General features: G+C 68.4%; 18 protein-coding genes. 6 read left to right on the forward strand and 12 right to left on the reverse strand.

The features are described 5' to 3' along the window. Positions 1 to 22: 22 nt before the first annotated feature. Positions 23 to 571, reverse strand: coding sequence for an ADP compounds hydrolase NudE (gene nudE, locus FGS76_RS13470; protein WP_138773184.1), 549 nt, complete (start codon positions 569 to 571; stop codon positions 23 to 25). 76 nt (positions 572 to 647) lie between these two features. On the opposite strand from nudE, the gene FGS76_RS13475 reads away from it, so the two are divergent. Next, positions 648 to 833, forward strand: coding sequence for a hypothetical protein (locus tag FGS76_RS13475; RefSeq protein WP_170214474.1), 186 nt, complete (start codon positions 648 to 650; stop codon positions 831 to 833). Between the two features lie 66 nt (positions 834 to 899). Here the strand turns inward: FGS76_RS13475 and FGS76_RS13480 are convergent, their stop codons facing one another. After that, a complete protein-coding gene (locus FGS76_RS13480) occupies positions 900 to 2,408 on the reverse strand; it encodes a flavin-containing monooxygenase (protein ID WP_138773185.1) in 1,509 nt (502 codons plus the stop codon). A 134-nt stretch (positions 2,409 to 2,542) separates the two neighbouring features. On the opposite strand from FGS76_RS13480, the gene FGS76_RS13485 reads away from it, so the two are divergent. Then, positions 2,543 to 3,550, forward strand: a complete 1,008-nt coding sequence (locus tag FGS76_RS13485; protein ID WP_138773186.1) for an AraC family transcriptional regulator — start codon at positions 2,543 to 2,545, stop codon at positions 3,548 to 3,550. Positions 3,551 to 3,637: 87 nt separating this feature from the next. Here the strand turns inward: FGS76_RS13485 and hldE are convergent, their stop codons facing one another. Then, positions 3,638 to 5,068, reverse strand: a complete 1,431-nt coding sequence (hldE, locus tag FGS76_RS13490; RefSeq protein WP_138773187.1) for a bifunctional D-glycero-beta-D-manno-heptose-7-phosphate kinase/D-glycero-beta-D-manno-heptose 1-phosphate adenylyltransferase HldE — start codon at positions 5,066 to 5,068, stop codon at positions 3,638 to 3,640. 141 nt (positions 5,069 to 5,209) lie between these two features. Between hldE and FGS76_RS13495 the strand changes: the two genes are divergently transcribed. From FGS76_RS13495 to FGS76_RS13510, 4 genes are read left to right on the forward strand one after another with little or no spacing between them, the layout of a single operon-like run. Beyond that, positions 5,210 to 6,379, forward strand: coding sequence for a hypothetical protein (locus FGS76_RS13495; RefSeq protein WP_138773188.1), 1,170 nt, complete (start codon positions 5,210 to 5,212; stop codon positions 6,377 to 6,379). Positions 6,380 to 6,387: 8 nt separating this feature from the next. Continuing rightward, complete coding sequence (gene lpxL, locus FGS76_RS13500; RefSeq protein ID WP_138773189.1) at positions 6,388 to 7,305, forward strand: LpxL/LpxP family Kdo(2)-lipid IV(A) lauroyl/palmitoleoyl acyltransferase; 918 nt, start codon at positions 6,388 to 6,390, stop codon at positions 7,303 to 7,305. 20 nt (positions 7,306 to 7,325) lie between these two features. Further along, the gene (locus tag FGS76_RS13505; protein ID WP_138773190.1) at positions 7,326 to 8,555 is read left to right on the forward strand and encodes an O-antigen ligase family protein; all 1,230 of its coding nucleotides are present in this window, start codon (positions 7,326 to 7,328) and stop codon (positions 8,553 to 8,555) included. Further along, positions 8,552 to 9,649, forward strand: a complete 1,098-nt coding sequence (locus FGS76_RS13510) for a glycosyltransferase (protein ID WP_138773191.1) — start codon at positions 8,552 to 8,554, stop codon at positions 9,647 to 9,649. Before FGS76_RS13505 ends, FGS76_RS13510 begins: the two co-directional genes overlap by 4 nt. On the opposite strand, the gene FGS76_RS13515 is transcribed toward FGS76_RS13510, so the two are convergent. From FGS76_RS13515 to glnE, 9 genes are all read right to left on the reverse strand, one after another. Further along, complete coding sequence (locus FGS76_RS13515) at positions 9,650 to 10,996, reverse strand: phosphotransferase (protein WP_138773192.1); 1,347 nt, start codon at positions 10,994 to 10,996, stop codon at positions 9,650 to 9,652. Continuing rightward, positions 10,993 to 11,910: a glycosyltransferase family 2 protein gene (locus FGS76_RS13520; protein WP_138773193.1), complete on the reverse strand. Its 918-nt coding sequence runs from the start codon at positions 11,908 to 11,910 to the stop codon at positions 10,993 to 10,995. Before FGS76_RS13520 ends, FGS76_RS13515 begins: the two co-directional genes overlap by 4 nt. Next, positions 11,907 to 12,752: a lipopolysaccharide core heptose(I) kinase RfaP gene (gene rfaP / locus FGS76_RS13525; protein ID WP_138773194.1), complete on the reverse strand. Its 846-nt coding sequence runs from the start codon at positions 12,750 to 12,752 to the stop codon at positions 11,907 to 11,909. Before rfaP ends, FGS76_RS13520 begins: the two co-directional genes overlap by 4 nt. Further along, positions 12,749 to 13,858: a glycosyltransferase family 4 protein gene (locus tag FGS76_RS13530; protein WP_138773195.1), complete on the reverse strand. Its 1,110-nt coding sequence runs from the start codon at positions 13,856 to 13,858 to the stop codon at positions 12,749 to 12,751. The genes rfaP and FGS76_RS13530 overlap by 4 nt, the downstream gene beginning before the upstream one ends. After that, entirely contained in the window at positions 13,855 to 14,886 is a 1,032-nt protein-coding gene (gene waaC / locus FGS76_RS13535; RefSeq protein WP_138773196.1) for a lipopolysaccharide heptosyltransferase I, read from the reverse strand. Before waaC ends, FGS76_RS13530 begins: the two co-directional genes overlap by 4 nt. 7 nt (positions 14,887 to 14,893) lie before the next feature. After that, on the reverse strand, positions 14,894 to 15,664 hold the full coding sequence (locus FGS76_RS13540) for a lipopolysaccharide kinase InaA family protein (protein ID WP_138773197.1): 771 nt from the start codon (positions 15,662 to 15,664) through the stop codon (positions 14,894 to 14,896). Between the two features lie 3 nt (positions 15,665 to 15,667). Beyond that, on the reverse strand, positions 15,668 to 16,714 hold the full coding sequence (gene waaF, locus FGS76_RS13545; protein ID WP_205717265.1) for a lipopolysaccharide heptosyltransferase II: 1,047 nt from the start codon (positions 16,712 to 16,714) through the stop codon (positions 15,668 to 15,670). 21 nt (positions 16,715 to 16,735) lie between these two features. Further along, entirely contained in the window at positions 16,736 to 17,656 is a 921-nt protein-coding gene (locus FGS76_RS13550; protein ID WP_138773198.1) for a branched-chain amino acid transaminase, read from the reverse strand. A gap of 69 nt (positions 17,657 to 17,725) precedes the next feature. Then, positions 17,726 to 20,590, reverse strand: a complete 2,865-nt coding sequence (glnE, locus tag FGS76_RS13555) for a bifunctional [glutamate--ammonia ligase]-adenylyl-L-tyrosine phosphorylase/[glutamate--ammonia-ligase] adenylyltransferase (RefSeq protein WP_138773199.1) — start codon at positions 20,588 to 20,590, stop codon at positions 17,726 to 17,728. Positions 20,591 to 20,630 lie beyond the last annotated feature (40 nt).

Consider the following 20,630-nt stretch of genomic DNA (forward strand, 5'->3'; position numbering starts at 1 on the left):
GGGGTTCATCAGCGGTTGTTCATCAACGATTGTTCAGCAGGCGCTGGGTCATCAGCAGAGCGGCGATCACCCGGGCCTCGGTGACGTCGTCCCGTTCCAGCAGACGGTCCAGGTCGGACAGTTTCCAGGGGATCACTTCCAGCGGTTCCGGCTCGTCACCGGGCAGTTTCTCTTCGTAGAGATCCTCGGCCAGGATCACGCGGATATGGTGGCCCATATAGCCCGGCGACAGGGTCATGCGCTTGAGCAGGGTGAGCTTGCGGGCGCCGTAGCCGGCCTCTTCCTTGAGTTCCCGGTTGGCGGCCTCGCGCCAGTCCTCGCCGTGTTCCACGGCGCCCTTGGGCAGGGTCAGCTGGTAGTCCTCCACGCCGGCGCCGTATTCCCGGATCAGCACCACCGTGTCCCGGTCCAGCATCGGCACGCACATCACCCCGGCAATCGGCGGCGTGCGCAGGCGCTCGTAGGTGCGCTCCTCGCCGTTGCTGAAGCGCAGGTGCATCTCCTCGATGCCGAACAGCCGGCTTTTGGCGATCAGCCGGGTGTCGATGATTTCCGGTTTGCGGTCGTCCATGGGCGCTCCTGAGCGTGGAGCCCAAGCCTAACCCCATCCCGGAAAGAACCCAAGCCGCAGCGCCCAGGCGTTGGCCTTGGCGTTGGCCTTGGCGTTGGCCTTGGCGTTGGCCTTGGCGTTGGCCTTGGCGTTGGCCTTGGCGTTGGCCTTGGCGTTGGCCTTGGCGTTGGCCTTGGCGTTGGCCTTGGCGTTGGCCTTGGCGTTGGCCTTGGCGTTGGCCTTGGCGTTGGCCTTGGCGTTGGCCTTGGCGTTGGCCTTGTAGGAGCGGCTTTAGCCGCGATCCGGCGCCGGGATCATTACGCACGCCGGATCGCGGCTAAAGCCGCTCCTACAATGTGGGGACGGGTTGCCGGGCTTTTTCCCAATGGTACTTGCCGGCGTCCACCTGGCGGGTCTTGAGCCAGTAGCGCCAGGTGGCGTAGGGCCAGATCGCCACGTTCTTGCCGTCCGCCTGCTGGTACCAGCTGCTGCAGCCGCCCTGCTGCCAGACGGTGCCGGCCACGTCGCGCTGCAGTTTCTCGTTGAACACGTCCATTTCCGAGCGCTTCACGTCCAGGCAGTCCACGCCCCGGGCGTCCACCTGCTGGATCGCATCGACGATGTAGCGGGCCTGGCACTCGATCATGAAGACAATGGAATTGTGTCCCAGGCCGGTGTTCGGCCCGACCATCTGGAACAGGTTCGGGTAGCCGGCCACGGTGACGCCCAGATAGGCCTCGGAGGCGTCCTTCCAGTCCTCCTGGAGAGTGCGGCCGCCGCGCCCGACGATGGGGAAGCCCTGCATGTAGATGCGCGGGTCCACCACGAAGCCGGTGCCCAGCACCAGGCAGTCCATGTCCCGCTCGCTGCCGTCGCTGAACACGATGCTGTGCTCGCGTACTTCCTTCACGCCCTCGGTGACCAGTTCCACGTTGTCCCGGTTGAAGGTGGGGTAGTAGCGGTTGGAGATCATGATGCGCTTGCAGCCCAGGGTGTAGCTGGGGGTGAGCCGGCGGGCGGTGTCCTTGTCTTTCACCTGGAAGCGGATGAACTGCTTAACCGCTTTCTCCAGCAGCGAGGCCAGGCGCGGGTGGAAAATCGGCAGCACCCGGGATTCATTGCTCCAGTAGAGCCGCGCCCGGTGCAGCTTGCGCAGGGCCGGGAAGCGGCGGAACAGGGTCTTGCTGAGAGCACTGTAGCGGCGCTCATCCCGGGGGATGATCCAGCCCGGAGTGCGCTGCACCACGGTGAGTTGTTCCACCAACGGGGCGATTTGCGGCACATACTGGATGGCGCTGGCGCCGGTGCCCACGGACACCACCTTCTTGCCGGCCAGGTCGTAGTCGTGGTCCCACTGGGAGGAGTGGAACACCTTGCCCTGGAACCGCTCCATGCCGGGGAACTTGGGAATCTGCGGCACATGCAGCGGGCCGCTGGCCAGTACCCAGTGCTGGCATTCCACCTGGCTGCCGTCGGTGAGATCCAGGGTCCAGCGGGCACGGGCCTCGTCAAAGTGGGCGCCGGTGACCTGGGCGTGGAAACGGGTGCGCTCGCGAATGCCGTGTTTGGCCACGGTGGCCAGGATGTAATCCTGGATTTCCTTCCAGCCGCTATAGCGGGCGGACCAGTCCGGGTTGCCCTCGAAGGAATAGGAATACAGGTGCGACTGCACGTCGCAGGCGCAGCCCGGGTAGGTGTTTTCCCGCCAGGTGCCGCCCAGCTCGCCGGCCTTCTCCAGCACCACGAAGTCCTCGATGCCGGCCTCGCGCAGCTTGATGGCCATGCACAGGCCACCGAAGCCACCGCCGACAATGGCCACCTTCACGGCCTGATTATTCGGGTTTACTCGACTGTTCATGTTGTTCTCCCATTCACGGGTGGTACCGGCCGGGTTGGCCCGGGCGCCTTTTCGATGGGCCTACACTACCTTGGCGGGGCGGGGAAAAAAGCTGTTAAGCTGACCCGAAAATTGATAATTCCGGCCAGAGAGATATGTCCCAGCGCTCGATCCTCGCCCTGATCTACACCGTGGACCTGCTCCGCCAACGCGGGGTGGCCTGCGACGATGTGCTGGCCCGCCACGGGCTGGACCCGGCGCGCCTGGACCCCAATGGCGAGATCGAGCGGGACCGGGAGCTGGCGGTGCTCACGGAATTGCTGCCCCTGGCCGGGGACCCGGCGTTCGGCTTCGAGATGGGCCAGCGTTTCGGGCTGGCCGGCTATGGGCCGCTGACCATGCTGCTGATGACCAGCCGCTCCGCCTTCGAGGGCTTCCAGTTGGGGGTGCGCTACCAGGCGCTTACCTATCTGTACGGCGAGCTGTCGCTGGTGCCCGGCGAGCAGGACACGGCGCTGATTCTTAAGCCCATCGCCCTGCCACCGGCGGTGCGCCGCATCCTTATCGACCGGGACATGACCGGAACCTTCCGGCTGGTCAACGACCTGCAGACCCAGCTGGGCCTGGACCTGGCTCCCCGGGAGGTGTGGTTGCCCTATCCCCGGCCCCGGGAAACCGGCTTTTACGAGGACTATTTCCGTTGTCCGGTGAAGTTCGACCAACCCTGGGCCCAGGCCAGCATCCGTAACCGGGACCTGGCCATGCCGCTGCCGTTTCACAACCAGGCCGCCCAGGATCTGTACCGCTCCCAGTGCGACGCGCTGCTGGCCCGCCGGAGCGGTGCCCGGGAGGGGCTGGCGGATCGGGTCGCCGCCTACCTGGACCTGTTCCTGGGGGAATTTCCGGACGCCGCCCGGGCCGCCGCCGCCTTCGACCTGGCGGAGCGCAGCTTCCGCCGCCGGCTCGGCGCGGAAGGCCGCAGCTATCAGACCCTTCTCGATGAAGTGCGCCTGCGCAAGGCCCGGGCCCTGCTGGCGGATTCGTCACTGAGCGTGGACCGGATCGGCGGCCGGCTGGGCTACAGCGAGCCCGCCGCCTTTATCCGGGCTTTTCAGCGCTGGACCGGGGTGACCCCGGCGAGGTACCGGCGCAGCGGCTTGTAAAGGGTCTTGTAGGAGCGGCTTCAGCCGCGATCAACCGTGGTGGTGATCGCGGCTGATCGCGGCTGAAGCCGCTCCTACAGGCCGCTCCTACTGTTCACCGCGGATGCGCTGGACGATGTGGGTGGTGGAGATGTTCTCGGCGAAGTCGAGCACTTCCACCCGGCCGCCGTAGGCCTGCACGATGGGCGCGCCCACCACCTGGTCCACGCTGTAATCACCGCCTTTGACCAGCACGTCCGGCTTGACCTTCTCCAGCAGCGGTTCCGGGGTGTCGGTGTCAAAAGCCACCACATAGTCCACCGCTTCCAGGGCCGCCAGCACCGCCATGCGGCGCTCCAGCGGGTTGATCGGCCGGCCCGGGCCTTTCAGCCGTTTCACCGACTCGTCGCTGTTGACCGCCAGCACCAGCCGGTCGCCCAGGCGGCGGGCGGAATCCAGGTAGCCCACGTGGCCGGCGTGGATGATGTCGAAGCAGCCGTTGGTAAAGACGATGGTCTCGCCCTGGGCGCGGGCGTCCTCGATGGCCAGCAGCAGCTGTTCCTCGGTCATGGCGCCCCGGCCCGGCCCGCCGGTCTGGTGCACCGCCCGGCGCAGTTCCGGGGCGCTGACCACGGCGGTGCCGAGCTTGCCCACCACGATGCCGGCGGCGATATTGGCCAGCGCCACCGCGTCTTCCAGGGTGGCGCCGGCGGCCAGGGCCACCGCCAGGGTGGAAATCACGGTGTCACCGGCGCCGGTGACATCGAACACCTCGCGGGCGTGGGTGGGCAGGTGGCGCTCCGGCTGGCCGGCGCGCAGCAGGGTCATGCCGCGCTCGCTGCGGGTCACCAGCAGGGCGTCCAGCTCCAGCTCCACCATCAGGGTCTGGCCTTTTTCCGCCAGGGTCTTTTCATCGGGCACCGGGCCCACCACCGCCTCGAACTCGGACAGGTTCGGGGTCAGCAGGGTAGCGCCCCGGTAGCGCTCGAAGTCGCTGCCCTTGGGGTCCACCAGCACCGGCACGCCGGCCTCCCGGGCCAGCCGGATCAGCCCCGGGCAGTCGCGCAGGGCGCCCTTGGCGTAGTCGGAGAGCACCAGGGCGCCGCAGCCGGCCAGCCGGGCACGCACCTTGTCGGCGAACGGCGCCGGGTCCTGGTCCTGGAAGGATTCCTCGAAATCCAGCCGCAGCAGCTGCTGCTGGCGGCTGACCACCCGCAGTTTGGTGATGGTGGGCAGCCCCGCCACTTTCTGGAAATCGCAGGCCACGTCGGCGGCGCCCAGCCGTTCCTCGAGAATGCCCGCCGCCTCATCGTCGCCGGTGACCCCCACCAGTTCGGCGCGGGCGCCCAGGGCGGCCATGTTCAGCGCCACGTTGGCGGCGCCGCCGGGGCGGTCCTCCAGGTCGGTGACACGCACCACCGGCACCGGGGCTTCCGGCGAAATACGGCCGGTGGGGCCGTGCCAGTAGCGGTCGAGCATGACGTCGCCCGCCACCAGCACCCGGGCCTGACCGAACGGGGGAATCTCCAGGTTGGGCATTGCCCTACTCCATCTAGTGTGCTGACAGCGGCGAAGTGTAGCATAGCGGTGGATGCCGGCAGCCGGGCTGAGTACACTTTGCCGCTCGCCGAGCGGCCCCGCCCGCCGGACTGGCACCCATACGCAACGGGACGGAAATCTATGACGGCATTGCGCCACAACGCGCAACAGGGCAAATGGTTGAGACTGTGGCTGACGGTCTCGTTCGCGGTGATGTTCACCGGCCCGTTTCTGTTCCATTCCCGGGTGGCCCTGCTGAACGTGGTGGACGTGCTGTTCTTCGTGCCGTCCCTGACCCTGCTGACCCGTGCCCTGGTCAGCGGCGACCGCCAGTTGCTGCTGGACCCCTGGCTGGTGCCGCTGTACGCCTTCCTGGGCTGGACCCTGCTGACCATGGGCTGGGCGGAGGACGTGAACAGCTCGCGCACGGTGCGCGCGGTGGTGCAGATCGTGATCCTGGTGGGCATGCTGCGCTGGCTGCACCTCTATTACCGCCACACCCTGAAACTGGCCCTGGCCAACGGTGCCATGACCGCCATGGTGGTGCTGGCGGTGATCATGGTCAGCTATTTCACCATCCAGCCCCTGGACAGCCCCCTGTTCAGCCAGCCCGCCAGCCTGATCTTCAACCTGCCCCAGCCCGGCCCGCTGATCAGCACCATGGCGCTGGTGGCGCCCACCTTTATTCTGCTGGCCCAGGCGCTGGAAGAAGGGCTCACCCCCAAGGGCGCCCGCCGGGGCGCCGGGGCCCTGGTGGGGTTCACCTTCCTGGTGGCGGTGCAGTTGCATACCGGCCTGATGCTGCTGGTGATGGCGCTGGGCTGGGTGCTGCTGCGCCACGGCCAGCGGCTGCTGGCCGCCCTGGCCGGCGCGGTGGCCCTGTACATGGCACTGGACTTCGAGGTGCTGCGTCAGGCACAGCTGTATTTCAGCCATCCGCTGTTCGGCAACGGCTTCAGCCAGGAGGGCGGCGATTCCCTGCTGGAGGGCATTCCCGGCGGCCTGCGTGTGCTGCCACACCCCAATAACGTGCTGCTGGCGGTGCTGCACAGCACCGGCCTGGTCGGCGTTTTGCTGTTCCTGGCCGCCTGGGCGGTGCCCGCCTGGAACCTGCCGGACAACGACCAGAAACACCGCGAGGGCGCCGTGTTCCTGGTCAGCGTGCTGCCCGGCCTGCTCACCATGCTCAGCGCCGGCGCCTACACGCTGGTGCCCTTCCATCCCAGCTGGATGTGCCTGTGGTTCCCGCTGGCGCTGATGCTGGCCAGCCTCAGCACCCGCGAAAGCCGGCCCGCCCTCAAGCAGGGCTAAGTCAGAACATGGGTAGACGTCGCAACCGCCCCACCGACCCCAAGGACCCGCGCCTGTGGCCCACCCGCGCCGGGCTGGCCCTGTTCTGGCTGATCGGCCAGTTGCCCTGGGACTGGCTGCTGGCGGCCGGGCGGGGCCTGGGCCGACTGGGCTGGTATCTGGCCCGGGCCCGCCGCCGGGTCACGCTGGTCAACCTGAAGTTGTGTTTCCCGGAGCTGTCCGAGCAGGAACGGACGGCGCTGGCGCGGCGGGTGATGACCAGTACCGGCGAAGCCCTGCTGGAAATGGCCGGTGCCTTCCACAATCGCCGCATCGACCTGGGCCAGCGGCTCAGCGTCTCCGGGCTGGAGCACCTGGAGGCGGCCCGGGCCCGGGGCCAGGGGGTGCTGCTGCTGGGCATGCATTTCAATTCCATCGACGTGGGCAGCCGCCTGCTGGGGAAGTTCTTCCGTTTCAGCGTGGTCTATCGGCCCAATGACAATCCGCTGCTGGACAAGCTGATCACCGAGGGCCGGGGCACCTGGGTGAACCACTCGGTGGACCGCAACGACCTGCGCCAGACCGTGCGGCTGCTGCGCCAGGGCGAGGTGGTGTGGTACGCCCCGGACCAGGATTACGGCACCCGCCACGCGGTGTATGTGCCGTTCTTCGGGGTGCCGGCGGCCACCATCACCGCCACCAGCCGGATCGCCAAAATGGGCAAGGCGGCGGTGATTCCCTGCGCCCACTACCGGTTGCCCGGCGGCCGTTACCAGATCGAATTCGGCGCGCCGCTGGAGGACTTTCCCAGCGGCGACGACGAGGCGGACACCGCGCGTATCAACCGCACGGTGGAACACTATGTGCGCAAGCATCCGGAGCAGTATCTGTGGGTGCACAAGCGCTTCAAACATCAACCTCCGGGCCAGCCCAACCCGTACCGATAAGCCCCTCTGGAGCCGTCAGGATGAACAGCCCCACCCCGTCCACCGCGCCGCGCGAGTGCCTGATCACCGCCTGGCTCGGACTGTCCATGGTCGTGATGTTCTCCGGGCTGCTGGTGTTTCCTTCGCGCACCAGCCTGATGAACGCCCTGGACGCGGTGTTCTTCCTGCCGGCGTTGATCGTGGTGCTGGTGGCCGCCCGCCACCGCCCGCTGGAACTGGTGACCCGCTGGCCGTTGCTGTGGATCTTTCTGCTCTACGCCACCCTGTCCACGTTCTATTCGCCGGCCCCCAATCCCAGCCGCTTCGTGCGGGCGCTGCTCGAGCTGTTCACCCTGTTCAGCGCCTTTGAACTGTTCGTGCGCCGCTATCCCCGGGCGTTCTGGCGGGCCATGCTGATCGGCACCGCCGGCGCCGCGCTGGCGGCGGCGGTGGATTTTTATGCCTATTACTTTATCGTCGGCCGGCCCTTCGATAACCAGCTGTACGGCGTCTTCGAGCGGTTCGAGATCGCGCCCTGGTTGATCCTCGACACCAATCAGCTGTACGCCAGCATGTACTGCATCACCCTGCCGTTCTTCGCCTTCTTCGCCTCCCGCCAGCTGCCGCCGGCCCGCTGGGTGCGGGTACTGCCCTGGCTCACCTCGATCACCCTGCTGGTGTATCTGGCCGCCAACCAGCGCCGCTCCACCCTGGTGGCGCTGGCGGTGGGCTGTGTGGCGCTGCCAATCCTCACCGGCACCCGCCGCCTGCTGATACCGCTGGCGGTGCTGGCCCTGGTGCTGGGGACCATCGTGGCGGTGGACCCGGAGATCATCACCGAGCGCGGCGCCAGCGAGCGGCCGGCGCTGTGGGCGGCCAGTTGGGAAACCATCAAGGAAGCGCCGGTGTTCGGCCACGGCATGGCCAACCGCAGCGTTGACCTGCACATCACCAACGCCGAGGGCAAGCCGGTGGTGCACGACCACCCGCACAACTACTACCTGTCGTTGCTGTACTTCCTCGGCTTCACCGGGCTGCTGCTGTGGACCTTGCTGTGGTTGCCGGCGGCGCTGCGCGCCATGGCCCATTACCGGCACCGCACGGTGCTGTTGCTGGCCGCCATGGCCACCGGCTTTTCCGCGGTGCTGTTCGATGGCATTCACCCCTATACGCCGTTCCTGTACAACTGGCCCAGCGTCTGGATTCCCATGGCCCTGCTGGTGGCCGTGGTGCATCAATTGAACAGCGACCCCGCCGGAGTCCCGCGATGAAAGTGGTTCAAATCTGCAAGTACCGCAACACCAACGTGGAAGGCGTGGATCTGTTCGAGGAGGTGCTGCGCGCGGCCCGGGACCACGCCCCCAGCTTCTATATTCTGCATGGCGACGACGGTGATCTGCGCCAGCGGCTGGGCTGCGAAACCCGCACCTTCGATCTGAGCAAGTCGGACATCAAGCGCATCCGCCCCGGGGCGGTGCTGAAAGTGTTGCGCGCGCTGCGCGCCGACCGGCCGGACGTGATCGTTACCCACCGCATCAAGCCCGCCGTGTTCGCCGCCTGGGCGGCCCTGTTCCTGCCGCGCACCCGCAAGATCGCGGTGATCCACAATATGTCGGAGTTCAAGAAGCCAAGGCGGCTGTGGTTCGCCCGCTGGCTGATGCGCGACTGGACCTTCGTGGGTTGTTCGGAGGCGGTGCGCGACGACATGCTGGCACGGGGTTTCCCGGCGGACCGCACCGTGGCCATTCCCAACTCGGTGGACGAACGCATCGTGCGCGATCACCTGATGCCCCGCCAGGCGGCACGGGAGGATCTGGGCGTGCCGGCGGACGCCCACCGGGTGATCGGTACGGTGGGCCGCGCGCGGCCGGTGAAGGGTCACCACTTCTTCATCGACGCCATGAAGGAGATGAGCGACCCGCCCTATGTGGTGGTGATTGGCGATGGCGAGACCCTGGAACCGCTGCGCCGGGCCGCCGCCGAGGCGGGCCTGTCGGAACGGTTGATCTTCGCCGGCGGCCGGCGCAACGCCTATCGCTACGTGTCCGCCTTCGACGCCTTGATCATGCCGTCCCTGCGCGAGGGCCTGCCCATCGCCATGCTGGAATCCATCGCCGCCGGGGTGCCGGTGTTCGGCACCCCGGTGGGGGGCGTTCCGGAGATTCTGCGCGACCCGTCCTGGCTGTTTCCCAAGGAAGATGTGCCGGCCCTGCGCGACAAGCTGGCCTGGCTGGGCAGCACCGACCAGAGCGAGCTGGACGCGGTGCGCGATGCCCAGCACCAGGTGTTCGAGCAGGACTTCAGCATCGAGCGCTACCACGCCCGCTTCCTGGCGCTGATGGAGGGCCGGCCGCTGCCGTCCTGATCACTCCGGCGCGCGGAACTGGCTCCAATTGCGCTCAAAGCGGGCCAGGTCGCGGGCCGCCCGCTGGCGGCGGCGCGCCGGCAGGGCGCTGAAGCCGGCGCCGTCCAGGTCGATAAAGACCGGCTGGTCCTGGTCGTCCACCAGAATGTTCTGCGCCTTGGCGTCACCGTGCCAGAAGCCGGTGTCGCCGAGCCGGGCCAGCCAGCGCTCCACCACCGGCGCCACCCGCCGGGCCCGTTCCCGGTCGGTTTCCATCAGCACGCTCAGCGAGGTGCCTGGCACCCGGGGAAAGGCGATCACCGCGCCGCCGTCCGGCCGGCGCCGCAGCATCACCGGCCGGGGCGTGGGCACGCCCAGTAGCGCCCAGGTCCAGCCCATTACCCAGGAAATATCCGCCCGGGTGCGGAACCAGCGCGCCCGCAGCCGCGCCTTGGCGCCGCCTTCCCGGTAGTGCTTGATCACCCAAAGGTCGTCGCCGTACACGCTGACCCGGCTGCCCTGCTTGATCAGCGGCAGGGATTCCGGGTGGCGCAGGGCGGCGGCCAGGGTCTCCCGCTGGTCGGTGGGCAGCGCCCGCCGGTACAGCCATTGTTCGCCGTGCTCCGCCCAGACGCCGATGGCGGAGGACTCCCGGCGCCACTTTTTCATGGCGCTGCGCAGGCGGCGGTTGCTGCGCCGGCGCACCATGGCGGGAAGCCCGGCGTCGCGCAGGCCTTCCCGCCGCAGCCGCTCGGCCACCTTGTCCATCAGCGCATCGCGCAGGTCCAGGGGAGTCTGGGCGCAGAACAGCGCCAGGTTATCGAGGATCGCCGGTTCGTGGCGCAGGCCGCCGGGCAGCGGCGCCATTTCACCGGCATCGATCACCAGGAAACGTTCGCCGTCGAACAGGAAGTTGTCCAGGTGCAGGTCGAGCTGGCGCAGATTGGCGTGGTAGAGACTGAACAGGCTATCCAGCAGGTCCTCGCCCAGGGCCAGCCCCCGCTCACCGCGCAGCGCCGCCTGGCCGGACTGGCCGGCCACCCAGTCGGTGATCAGAATGGCACCGTGGGCGTCCTGACTCTCGTGGCGCAGGGCGGGCACCGCCAGACCGGCGTCGATCAGCTCCCGGTGACGCGCCACCTCCCGGCGGGCTTCTTCCTGGTGGCCGGCGAAGAACAGCTTGGCGAACACGGTGTCGCCGCGCCAGTGGGCGCGTACCGCCAGCCGGCGGCCGGGCAGGTGGCGCAGAATCGCCTCGGCGCGTAACGGCTCACCGTCCACCAGCACGGTGAACAGGCCCGCCCGGCTCCAGTCGCGGCCGGCCAGCTCCCGCCAGTCGTCATAGTCCTGCGCGATATCGGTGCTCAAGCCCCACCCCGTTTGCCCGGCATCAGGCTGGCAACATAGCGGCGCAGGTAACGGGGGTGCAATGCCTGGCGCCAGTCCGCCCGCAGCGCGATGCGGAAAAACCGCCGCACCAGATCCGGCCGCCCGTGACGGTCGGCCAGCTTGAGCAGGGAGATGGCACGCCGGGCCCGGTAACGCCGCCGCTCCGCCTGGGCCCAGTCCGGCAGGCCGTTGTTGTCGAAGATCAGCGCTTCCAGGTCCATACCCACCGCCAGGGCGGCGTCCAGATCGTGGCGCATGCTGTCCGGGTGCTTGTGGATCACCGCCACCGGCGCCGCGCTGATCGCCGCCGGGTAACGGGCCAAGGCGTGGGCGAACACCGGCAGGTCCTCGGTGTGGCGCAGGGCCGGGTCGTAGGCGGTGTCGCTGAACAGCTCCCGGTGCATGGCGCAGGCGCCGTTGGAGATGGTCAGCGTCTTGTCCAGATAGGCGCGGAAGTTTTGCCGGGGGTCGTCGCTGACCGGCGCCGGAGCGATGCGGTCACGGCGGGCGCCGTTGTCCGCTTCGTGGCCGCCAATAATCAGCCGCGCCCGGGGCTGGGCCTGGATGGTCTCCGCCAGCCGCGCCAGGGCGCCGGGGCAGAGTTCGTCGTCGGCGTCGAGAAACAGCAGCCAGTCGTGGCGGGCTTCGCGCAGGCCCCGGTTGCGTACCGCCGCCAGCCCGGCATTGTCCTGGTGCACCACCCGGAACGGCTCCGGCCGCCGCTCCGCCAGCGCCGCCAGCACCGCCTCGGTGTCATCGGTGGAGCCGTCGTTGATCACCACCACCTCGAACGGGGCATAGTCCTGCCGCAGCGCGGACACCAGGGCCCGCTCGATAACATGGGCGTAGTTGTAGGCGGGAATAACGATGGAGAAGCCCGGACGGTCGCTCATATGTCCTTGCCTGGATGTTCGCTGAAGCGCAGCGGGAAGGCCGGCTCGGTTTCGAAGTAACGGCGGTAGATGCCCTCCGCCTCGCGGCGGGCGGCATCCAGCAGCCGCGCCTTGTCGGCCAGCGCCTCGCGCAGCGGCATATTGGTGTAGGCGCGCACGAAGCGCAGCAGATCCCGGTGGGTCAGGTCCAGCCGGGCGGTGGAGAAGTACAGGCCGCCAATGTCCTTGGTGCGCCAGCGCCGTGGCACCCGGGCGCGCACCTGGGAGCGGTGCAGGTCGATCAGATGCAGGGGCGCCGAGGCGTCGTGTCGCTCCACCGCGGTGCGCGCGATCAGGAAGTGGCCCAGGTAGAAATCCCGGTGGTTGACGCCGGCGTCGTGCATGGCCCTGGCGATCTCGCCCACCCGGCGGATCATCGCCCATTTGAACGGCGCCGGCCCGGGGTGCAGCCGCCAGTGCTCACCCAACTCTTCCAGGCTGACGGTGTGCATCAGCTCGTCGGTGACCAGGAACGAGCGGCGGCGGGCCGGATTGATGCCCCTCTCGCCATAGCCGGCGATGGTCAGGGTATCGATGCCGGCGGCCTGCACGGCACGGATGGCGCGCACTTCCGAGAGGGCGCCGAGCACCGGCAATTTGCCCTGGGTAAGGTTCTTGATGATTTCCTTCCAGCCCACGCCGCCGTGGTACTTGAGGAAGTAGTGGTGGCCGCCGGCCACGAAGCGCAGGGTGCGGCGCCCCTCACGGGCGCGGAACACGTCGCCATCCTGGCGGGCGGCCTGTTCCAGGGGGTCCAGGCCCTGCCAGGCCTCGGCCAGATCCTCGCGCATGTAGAGCGTCATGGTGCCTCCTGGTGGGGGGCTTCCCCGGCGGGCGCGGCCTCGATGGCATCCACCGCATGCTCCACCAGGCTGTAGATATCGGCGCTGTCGGCGAACGTCCGGCCGCGCTCGCGCCACAGTGCCCGGGGCCGGGTCAGCAGTTCCGAGGCGGCGGCGGTGAGCGCCTCCGGCGACGGATCGTCGAGCACCGCGCCCATCTCCGCGTCGCGCACATAGCCAGCGTATCCGCAGGCCGAGGTGGTCAGCACCGGCAGCCCGGCGATGGCGGCTTCCAGCAGCACCGTGCCGGTATTTTCCGCGTAGGCCGGGTGCAGCAGCAGGTCCGCCGCCCACAGCCATTCGGGCACATTGTCCTGCCCGCCCATGAAACGCACCCGGCTGCTGACGCCGAGACGCCCCGCCAGCCGCTCATAGGGGCCGGCGTCATCGTCGCCGACCACGAACAGGCGCACGTCGTCGGCCAGCCCGGCCAGGGCGCGAATCGCCCGGTCCAGGCCCTTGGTGCGAAACCCGGAGCCGACGAACAGCAGCATCGGCGTGGTTTCCGCCACCCCCAGTTCGGTGCGCAGGCGCGCCCGGCGCAGCGGGAAATCCTCCGGCAGCAGCCGGTCCCGACGGATGCCCGGCGGCAGGTCCAGGAAACGGGCGTCCGCGGTGCCGTAGTGGCGCTGGTAGAGGGCCCGCTGGCGCGGCGAGATGGAGAGAATGCCGGTGTCCGCGCCGGCGCCGAACACCGCCGCCTCCATGGCCAGTTTGCTGCGGTAGCGGGGCAGCCAGCGTTTCAGGCCCCGGTAGCGCTCGGCCAGGCAGCCGTCGGCGGCGTAGTACCAGTCCAGCCCGGGCATCTTGTTGAAACCCACCACCCGGTCGAACCCGGCCAGCCGCTCGCCCATGGCGGCGGCGAAGGCGGCGTCACGGGCGTGATTGCTGGCGCCGCCCACCGGCACCGTTTCCAACGCCGGCCCCTGCGGGGCCTCGCCGTGCCAGGCGCGGGTGAACACCGTCACCCGGTGGCCCCGGGCCACCGCCGCCTCGGCAATCGCCAGCATGTCGCGCTGCAGGCCGCCATAGGGAAAGTATTCGAACAACAGGAATGCCAGGTTCATGGGCCCGCCACCTCGATCAGACTCTGCCACACCCGGTGCGGTTTGAGGCTGCTGAAGCACGGCGGCTCCACGCCCCGCCCCAGGCTGCCCCGGTAGGTGCATTTTTCCTGCATGCAGGGCGCGCAGGGGAAATCCGCCGCCAGACTGCGGGCGAGCGGGCCGCGCACCCCGGTGAGCCGGGGGTCGGTGGGGCCATACAGGGCGATGCCGGGCAGGCCGGCGGCGGCGGCCAGATGGGCCAGGCCGGTGTCCACCGCCACGAAGGCGTCCCAGTGCAACAGCTTGTCGGTGAGCGCCGCCAGGGACAGCCGGGGCAGCACCTGCACGCCAGCCAGATCCCGGGCCAGGCGCTCGGCGCGGGCTTTTTCCATGTCATTGCCCCAGGGCAGCCAGACCCGGTGCCCGGCGGCGTCGGCCCGTTCCGCCAGGTCCCGCCAGTAAGGTTCCGGGTAATGTTTGGTGGGCCAGGTGGTGCCATGGCAGAACAGCAGATCACTGCCCGGGGCGGACAGGCCCCGGGGAACGTGCTCGCGGATCAGGCCGTAGTCCGGTTCGTCGTCCGGCGGCGCGTAGCCCAGGGCTTCAGCGAACAGCCGCCGCACCCGGGTGATGGCGTGCTGGCCACGGGGCACCGCCAGCGGGTGGTCGAGCACCAGGGCGGACAGCCGTTCCCGGGCCGAGGCCCGGTCCAGCCCGTATTTGGGACCCCGCGCCAGGCGGGTGAGAAAGGCGCTTTTGATCAGTCCCTGGGCGTCGATCACGGCGTCATAGTGGCGCTCACCCAGGGCCGCCTTGAAGGCGCCCCATTCACCGCCGCGGCGGGCCCGCAACGGATGGCGGCGCCACTCCCGCAGCCTGCAGGGCAGCACCCGCTCCACCGCCGGATGCCGGCCGGCCAGATCGGCGAACGGCGCCTCCACCACCCAGTCCACGCGCAGCCCCGGCAGGGCGGCGGCGGCGTCGGTGAGGGCGGGCAAGGTGTGAATGACATCGCCCATGGACGAGGTCTTGATCAGAAGGACATGCATGCCGTGTCTACGATCGCCGCTGTTTCGGCGTCAGTTGCCGGAGCAGCTTGCGGTCCAGGTCGCTCAGGTGGGAAGCGCCCAGGTAGCGCTGCAAAAAACGCAGCCGGTCGTGCAGCCCCACCCCCTTGCTGCGGCGCGACAGACTTTCCATGTCACGCAGGCGATGGGCATTGCCGGCCGGGTGGCGGGCTTTTTCCATATCGATAAAGCTCACATCAAAGCGTCCCAGGCTGGGCCGCCAGGCAACGAAGATGTGCTTCGGGTAGAGGTTACGGTGGGCGAAGCCCTGGTTGTGCATATAACGCACGGCATCCGCCACGTCCTGCACCAGCCGCCAGCGCTGCACCGGCGACAGCGACAGGCGGTCCAGCCGGTCCAGGCTTTCAAAGCCGTCCAGCCCCAGGCTCACCAGCACCGTGTAGCGGTGCCCGTCGGCGCCGGTGACGCTGTCGAAGAACACCGGCCGCGCCACCGGAATGCCCCGTCTGAGGCAGCGGTTCAGGGCGCGAAATTCCTTCACCAGGGTGGGCTCGCCGCGCAACGGGTGGGCCAGGCCACGGCGCAACTGATCCCGCTGACGCTTGATATAGAGGCTGTGCAGCCGCCCCTCGCCGTCCGCCAGCCGCACCCGGAACACGCTCATCTCGCCGCCATAGCGCAGGTTCGGCTCGTCCACCCGTTCCGCGTCCGGCAGGTTCCACCAGGCATCCAGATCGTCCAGGCCGAGAGTCAGAAAAACGACACGCCAGTCACTGGCGAGAAAACAGCGCGTTGCCATGGGTCAGCTCCCTTTGACGCTCAGCCCCCGCAGAGCGGCGATTACCCGCGCCGGCTCGAGCAGGCGCATGCAGTTATGATGTTTGAGCGGACATTCTCGTTGAAAACAGGGGCTGCACTCCAGGCCCAGGCGCTCGATGGCCACCCTCTCCCCCAGCGGCGGCGTGAAGCCCGGCGAGGTGGAGCCGTACACCGCCACCAGCGGCCGGCCCAGGGCGGCGGCGATGTGCATCAGCCCGGAGTCGTTGCTGACCACCGCGTCGGTGGCGGACAGCAGATCCACCGCCTGCTCCAGGCTGGTGGCGCCGGCCAGCACCCGCACCTGATCCTGAGCGGCCGCCGGCAGGCCGGCGACGATGGCGTCCGCCACCGGCCGGTCCTTGGCGGAACCGAACAGCCAGACCCGGCCGCCCTGTTCGATCCAGTCGGCGGCCACCGCCGTGTAGTGGTGTTCCGGCCAGCGCTTGGAGGGGCCGAACTCGGCGCCGGGGCACAGCCCCAGCACCGGCCGGTCCGCCGCCAGATCGTGCTGTTGGCGGGCGGCGGCCACCGACGCCGGGTCCACCTCCAGATGGGGCGGGCGGATTTCATCCAGGGTCGGCACCGGCGCGTCCGCCGGGCGGGCCAGCGCCACGAAGCGCTGCACCATCAGCGGGTAGCGCTCCTTGTCCAGCCGGCGCACGTCGTTGAGCAGCCCGTATCGCATCTCACCGCGCCAGCCGGTACGCCGGGGCACGCCGGCCCAGAACGGCAGCAACGCGGATTTCAGGGAGTTGGGCAACACATAGGCGTGGTCGTAGCGGCCGCGCAGGGCGCGCCCTTCGGCGCGCCGCTGGCGCAGCTTCAGTTCGCCATGGCCGAACGGCAGGTCCAGGGGCTGGCGCACTTCCGGCATGCGCGACAGCAACGGCCGGCACCAGGCCGGTGCCAGCACATCGATGTCACAGGCAGCCCGCGCCTGGAGATCGGCGAACAGCGTCTGCGCCATCACCATATCGCCGACCCAGGACGGGCCGACGACCAGGATGCGCGGGCGCGCCGGGTCCGTCACTGCCTCGGGTCCGTCAGCCGATTACGGATAGGTCAGCCATTCCCGGTGCTCTTCGGACTTGCCGCGCACCAGATCGAAATAGACCGACTGCAGTTCCTCGGTGATGGGACCGCGCTTGCCTTCGCCGATGATGCGGCCGTCCAGTTCCCGGATCGGCGTGACCTCGGCGGCGGTGCCGGTGAAGAAGGCTTCGTCGGCGATGTAGAACTCATCGCGGGTGAGGCGCTTCTCGCGCACCTTGTAGCCCCGTTCCTCGGCCAGCTGGAAGATCGTCTTGCGGGTGATGCCATCCAGGCAGGAGGTCAGTTCCGGGGTGTACAGCACGCCGTCACGGATCAGGAACACGTTCTCGCCGGAGCCTTCCGCCACGTAGCCTTCGTTGTCAAGCAGCAGGGCCTCGTCGGCACCGCCGGACAGGGCCTCGTTGAGCGCCAGCATGGAGTTCATGTAGCTGCCGGTGGACTTGGCCTTGCACATGGTGATGTTGACGTGGTGACGGGTGTAGCTGGAGGTGCGCACCTTGATGCCCAGTTCCAGCGCTTCCGGCGACATGTAGGACGGCCATTCCCAGGCCGCCACCGCCACGTGCACGGTGAGCCCGTTGGCGCGCAGGCCCATGGCTTCGCTGCCGTAGAACACCAGCGGCCGCAGGTAAGCATGGGGCAGCTTGTTCTCGCGGATCATGGTGGTGTGCGCCTCGTTGATCTGGTCCTTGTCGAAGGGCACCTTCATGGACAGGATCTTGGCGCTGTTGAACAGCCGGTCGGTGTGTTCCTTGAGACGGAAGATGGCCGGGCCGCTCCCGGTTTCATAGGCACGCACGCCCTCGAACACGCCCATGCCGTAATGCAGCGTATGGGTGAGCACATGCACCTTGGCATCGCGCCAGGGGATCAGCTCACCGTCCAACCAGATAACACCGTCTCTATCAGCCATGGACATGGCGCTTCGTCTCCTAAATCAAAAGTGGCCCCGGCCCCGCGGCCTCGGCCAAACGTCGTCGTGCCGTCGTCAGGCGTCCGCGAACCATTGGTCCCAGATCGCTCGCACGCCTTCGCGCAGATCGCGGAATTCCGTGTCGTCGACGATGGATTTTTCCTTGCGCAGTGAAGCGCGATGAGCCGCGGACCGGTAGGCCAGGTAGGCTTCCCGCAGCAGGCCGGCATCCTGGGCCGGCATCAATTCCAGAGCGGCGAGGGTTTCAAGAAGCCGCACATTGTCGGTGAAACGGGTCAGTTCACCGTGGGAGGAGGCCCATCTAAGTACGCCATATTGCACCATAAATTCGATATCGACGATACCTCCCGGGTCCTGCTTGAGGTGAAAACGGCCGGTCTGGCGGGCGGCCAGGTGATCGACCATCTTTTCGCGCATGGCCAGCACGTCCCGGCGCAGGGCGTCCTGATCCCGGGAGCGGCAAAGCACATCATGGCGAATGCCCTCGAAACGCTCCCGGGCGCGGCTGCAGCCGGCCACCACCCGGGCGCGCACCAGGGCCTGGTGTTCCCAGGTCCAGGCGTCGTTGAGCTGGTACTTGCGGAACGCGTCCATGGAGGAAACCAGCAGGCCGGCGCTGCCACTGGGGCGCAGCCGGGTGTCCACCTCGTAGAGCTGACCGCTCATGGTGCGGGTGGAGAGAATGTGCACGATGCGCTGGCCCAGGCGGGCGTAGAACTGCTCGTTGGACACCGGCCGGTCGCCGTCGGTGTTGCCTCCGGAGGCGGCGTCGTGCAGGAACACCAGGTCCAGGTCGGAGTTGTGGCCCAGTTCGATGCCGCCCAGTTTGCCGTAGCCCACCACCACGAAATCCGGATTGCAGGGCTGGCCGTCGGTGCGTTCCGGCCGGCCGTGGCGCTCCACCAGCGGCTCCCAGGCCAGCATCACCACCTGCTTGAGAATCGCCTCGGCCAGCCAGGTCAGGTAGTCGCTGACCTTCATCAGCGGTAACACCTCGGTGACCTCGGAGGCGGCCACCCGCAGCAGGTGGGCCTGCTTGAAGTTACGCAGCACCTCCATTTGCTGTTCCAGGTCGTCCTCGGCCACCCGCAGCAGCTGCTGGCGCAGTTCGTCGTCCAGCTCGTCCCGGCCCGGCGGCGAATACAGGGTGCTCACGTCCAGCAGTTCGTCGAGCAGCACCGGGTGCCGGGCCAGCCGCTCGGCGATCCAGGGGCTGGCGCCGGACAGCTTGACCAGCTGGGTCAGGGCGCCCGGGTTTTCCACCAGCAGGGCGATGTAGGCGCTGCGGCGCACCACCGCTTCCACGAAGGCCACCAGCCGCTCGGCGGTGACCCGGCCGTGGCCCTGGTAGCCCAGCGCTTCCAGCAGCAGCGGCATCAGCCGGTCCAGGCGCTCCCGGCCGATGCGCTGCATGTTCATCACCGCGCGGGATTCGCGCAGCCCTTCCAGGGCCGCCAGCACCTCTTCCGGCTCCTGCACGCCCACCCCTTGCAGGCGGGCGATGGCGTCGTCCCGTTCCAGCTGGCCAAGCCACAGGTCCAGCAGCTCCTGGTCGCCCTCGGAGACCTGGGCCTCTTCCTGGGGATCGGCGATCACCTGGCTGAAGTGGTAGCGCACCTGTTCCCGGTGGCGGCGCAGGGCCCGCTCGAACGGCGCCCGGGCGGAGAAGTTCATGGCGAAGGTGAGACGCTGCCAGCCCAGCTCGTCGTCCGGCAGCCGCTGGGTCTGGCGGTCGGCCACCGCCTGCAGACGGTGCTCCACGTCGCGCAGGAACACATAGGCTTCGCGCAGTTCCTGCACCACGTCCTCGGGCAGCATGCCCTCGTCGGTCAGCCGGGGCAGCATCTTGATCAGATTGGGCTCGCGCAGGGCCGGCAACTGGCCACCGCGAATCAACTGGAAGGCCTGGACGATGAACTCCACTTCACGGATGCCGCCGGCGCCCAGTTTCACATCCGCCTGCATGCCCTTGCGGTTCACCTCGCGCTCGATCAGGCCCTTCATCTCGCGCAGGGACTCGAACGCGCCATAGTCGATATAGCGCCGGTAGACGAACGGGTTGAGGCGCTCGATCAGGCGGGCGCCGGCCTGCAGGTCACCGGCCACCGGGCGCATCTTGATCAGCGCGTAGCGCTCCCATTCGCGGCCCTGGTTTTCGTAGTAGTGCTCCATGGCGTCGAAGCCGATGGCCAGGGCACCGCTTTTGCCCCAGGGGCGCAGGCGCATGTCCACCCGGAACACAAAGCCGTCGGCGGTGTTCTGGTCCAGCGCCTTGATCAGCTGCTGGCCCAGCCGCAGGAAGAACTGATGGTGGGACAGGGAGCGCCGTTCGCCGGCGATCTCGCCTTCGTGCTCGTAGGCGAAGATCAGGTCGATGTCCGAGGACAGGTTCAGCTCCCGGGCCCCCAGCTTGCCCATCGCCAGCACCACCAGCTTCACCGGCTCGCCGTCCTCGTCCCGGGGCACGCCGCCGCGTTCGCAGGCCCACTGGTAAAGGCGCTCCAGGGCGGTGCTGATCAGGGTGTCCGCCAGCAGCGACAGGTCGGCCACGGTGGCGTGGTAGTCGGCCAGCCCGGTCAGGTCACGCCAGATCAGCCGCACCATATGGCGGTGCCGCAGACGGCGCAGGGCCGCCTTGAGGGCGTCTTCGTCCTGGCAGGCCATCACCGCCTCGCGGACCTGTTCGGCCAGGTCGCCGCCGTCCAGGCGCCGGCGCAGCGGGCTGGCGGCCAGCCATTCGCCCAGGCGCGGGTCGCGGATGAACTGCTCCGCCACATAGTCGGAGCCGGCCCATACCCGGGGCAGGTCGCTGAGCAGCGTGTCGGGAAGCGTGTGGCCCACTTCCTGGAACCGTTGCCAATGCCGGGTCACCAGCACGGAGAGTTCGTCGGGCAGGCTCGAATAGTCGGGTTCTGTCATGGGCGGCTATTGTCCACGGCCTTTAGGGGGGAGGGCAATG

The sequence above is a fragment of the Alloalcanivorax gelatiniphagus genome (genome assembly GCF_005938655.1).
GTDB lineage: Bacteria > Pseudomonadota > Gammaproteobacteria > Pseudomonadales > Alcanivoracaceae > Alloalcanivorax > Alloalcanivorax gelatiniphagus.

Bases quoted from the DNA above. Each gene is read 5' to 3' on its own strand.
- nudE (WP_138773184.1), bottom strand. From the start codon at position 571: ATGGACGACCGCAAACCGGAAATCATCGACACCCGGCTGATCGCCAAA.
- FGS76_RS13480 (WP_138773185.1), bottom strand. From the start codon at position 2,408: ATGAACAGTCGAGTAAACCCGAATAATCAGGCCGTGAAGGTGGCCATT.
- FGS76_RS13485 (WP_138773186.1), top strand. From the start codon at position 2,543: ATGTCCCAGCGCTCGATCCTCGCCCTGATCTACACCGTGGACCTGCTC.
- hldE (WP_138773187.1), bottom strand. From the start codon at position 5,068: ATGCCCAACCTGGAGATTCCCCCGTTCGGTCAGGCCCGGGTGCTGGTG.
- FGS76_RS13495 (WP_138773188.1), top strand. From the start codon at position 5,210: ATGACGGCATTGCGCCACAACGCGCAACAGGGCAAATGGTTGAGACTG.
- lpxL (WP_138773189.1), top strand. From the start codon at position 6,388: ATGGGTAGACGTCGCAACCGCCCCACCGACCCCAAGGACCCGCGCCTG.
- FGS76_RS13505 (WP_138773190.1), top strand. From the start codon at position 7,326: ATGAACAGCCCCACCCCGTCCACCGCGCCGCGCGAGTGCCTGATCACC.
- FGS76_RS13510 (WP_138773191.1), top strand. From the start codon at position 8,552: ATGAAAGTGGTTCAAATCTGCAAGTACCGCAACACCAACGTGGAAGGC.
- FGS76_RS13520 (WP_138773193.1), bottom strand. From the start codon at position 11,910: ATGAGCGACCGTCCGGGCTTCTCCATCGTTATTCCCGCCTACAACTAC.
- rfaP (WP_138773194.1), bottom strand. From the start codon at position 12,752: ATGACGCTCTACATGCGCGAGGATCTGGCCGAGGCCTGGCAGGGCCTG.
- FGS76_RS13530 (WP_138773195.1), bottom strand. From the start codon at position 13,858: ATGAACCTGGCATTCCTGTTGTTCGAATACTTTCCCTATGGCGGCCTG.
- waaC (WP_138773196.1), bottom strand. From the start codon at position 14,886: ATGCATGTCCTTCTGATCAAGACCTCGTCCATGGGCGATGTCATTCAC.
- FGS76_RS13540 (WP_138773197.1), bottom strand. From the start codon at position 15,664: ATGGCAACGCGCTGTTTTCTCGCCAGTGACTGGCGTGTCGTTTTTCTG.
- FGS76_RS13550 (WP_138773198.1), bottom strand. From the start codon at position 17,656: ATGTCCATGGCTGATAGAGACGGTGTTATCTGGTTGGACGGTGAGCTG.
- glnE (WP_138773199.1), bottom strand. From the start codon at position 20,590: ATGACAGAACCCGACTATTCGAGCCTGCCCGACGAACTCTCCGTGCTG.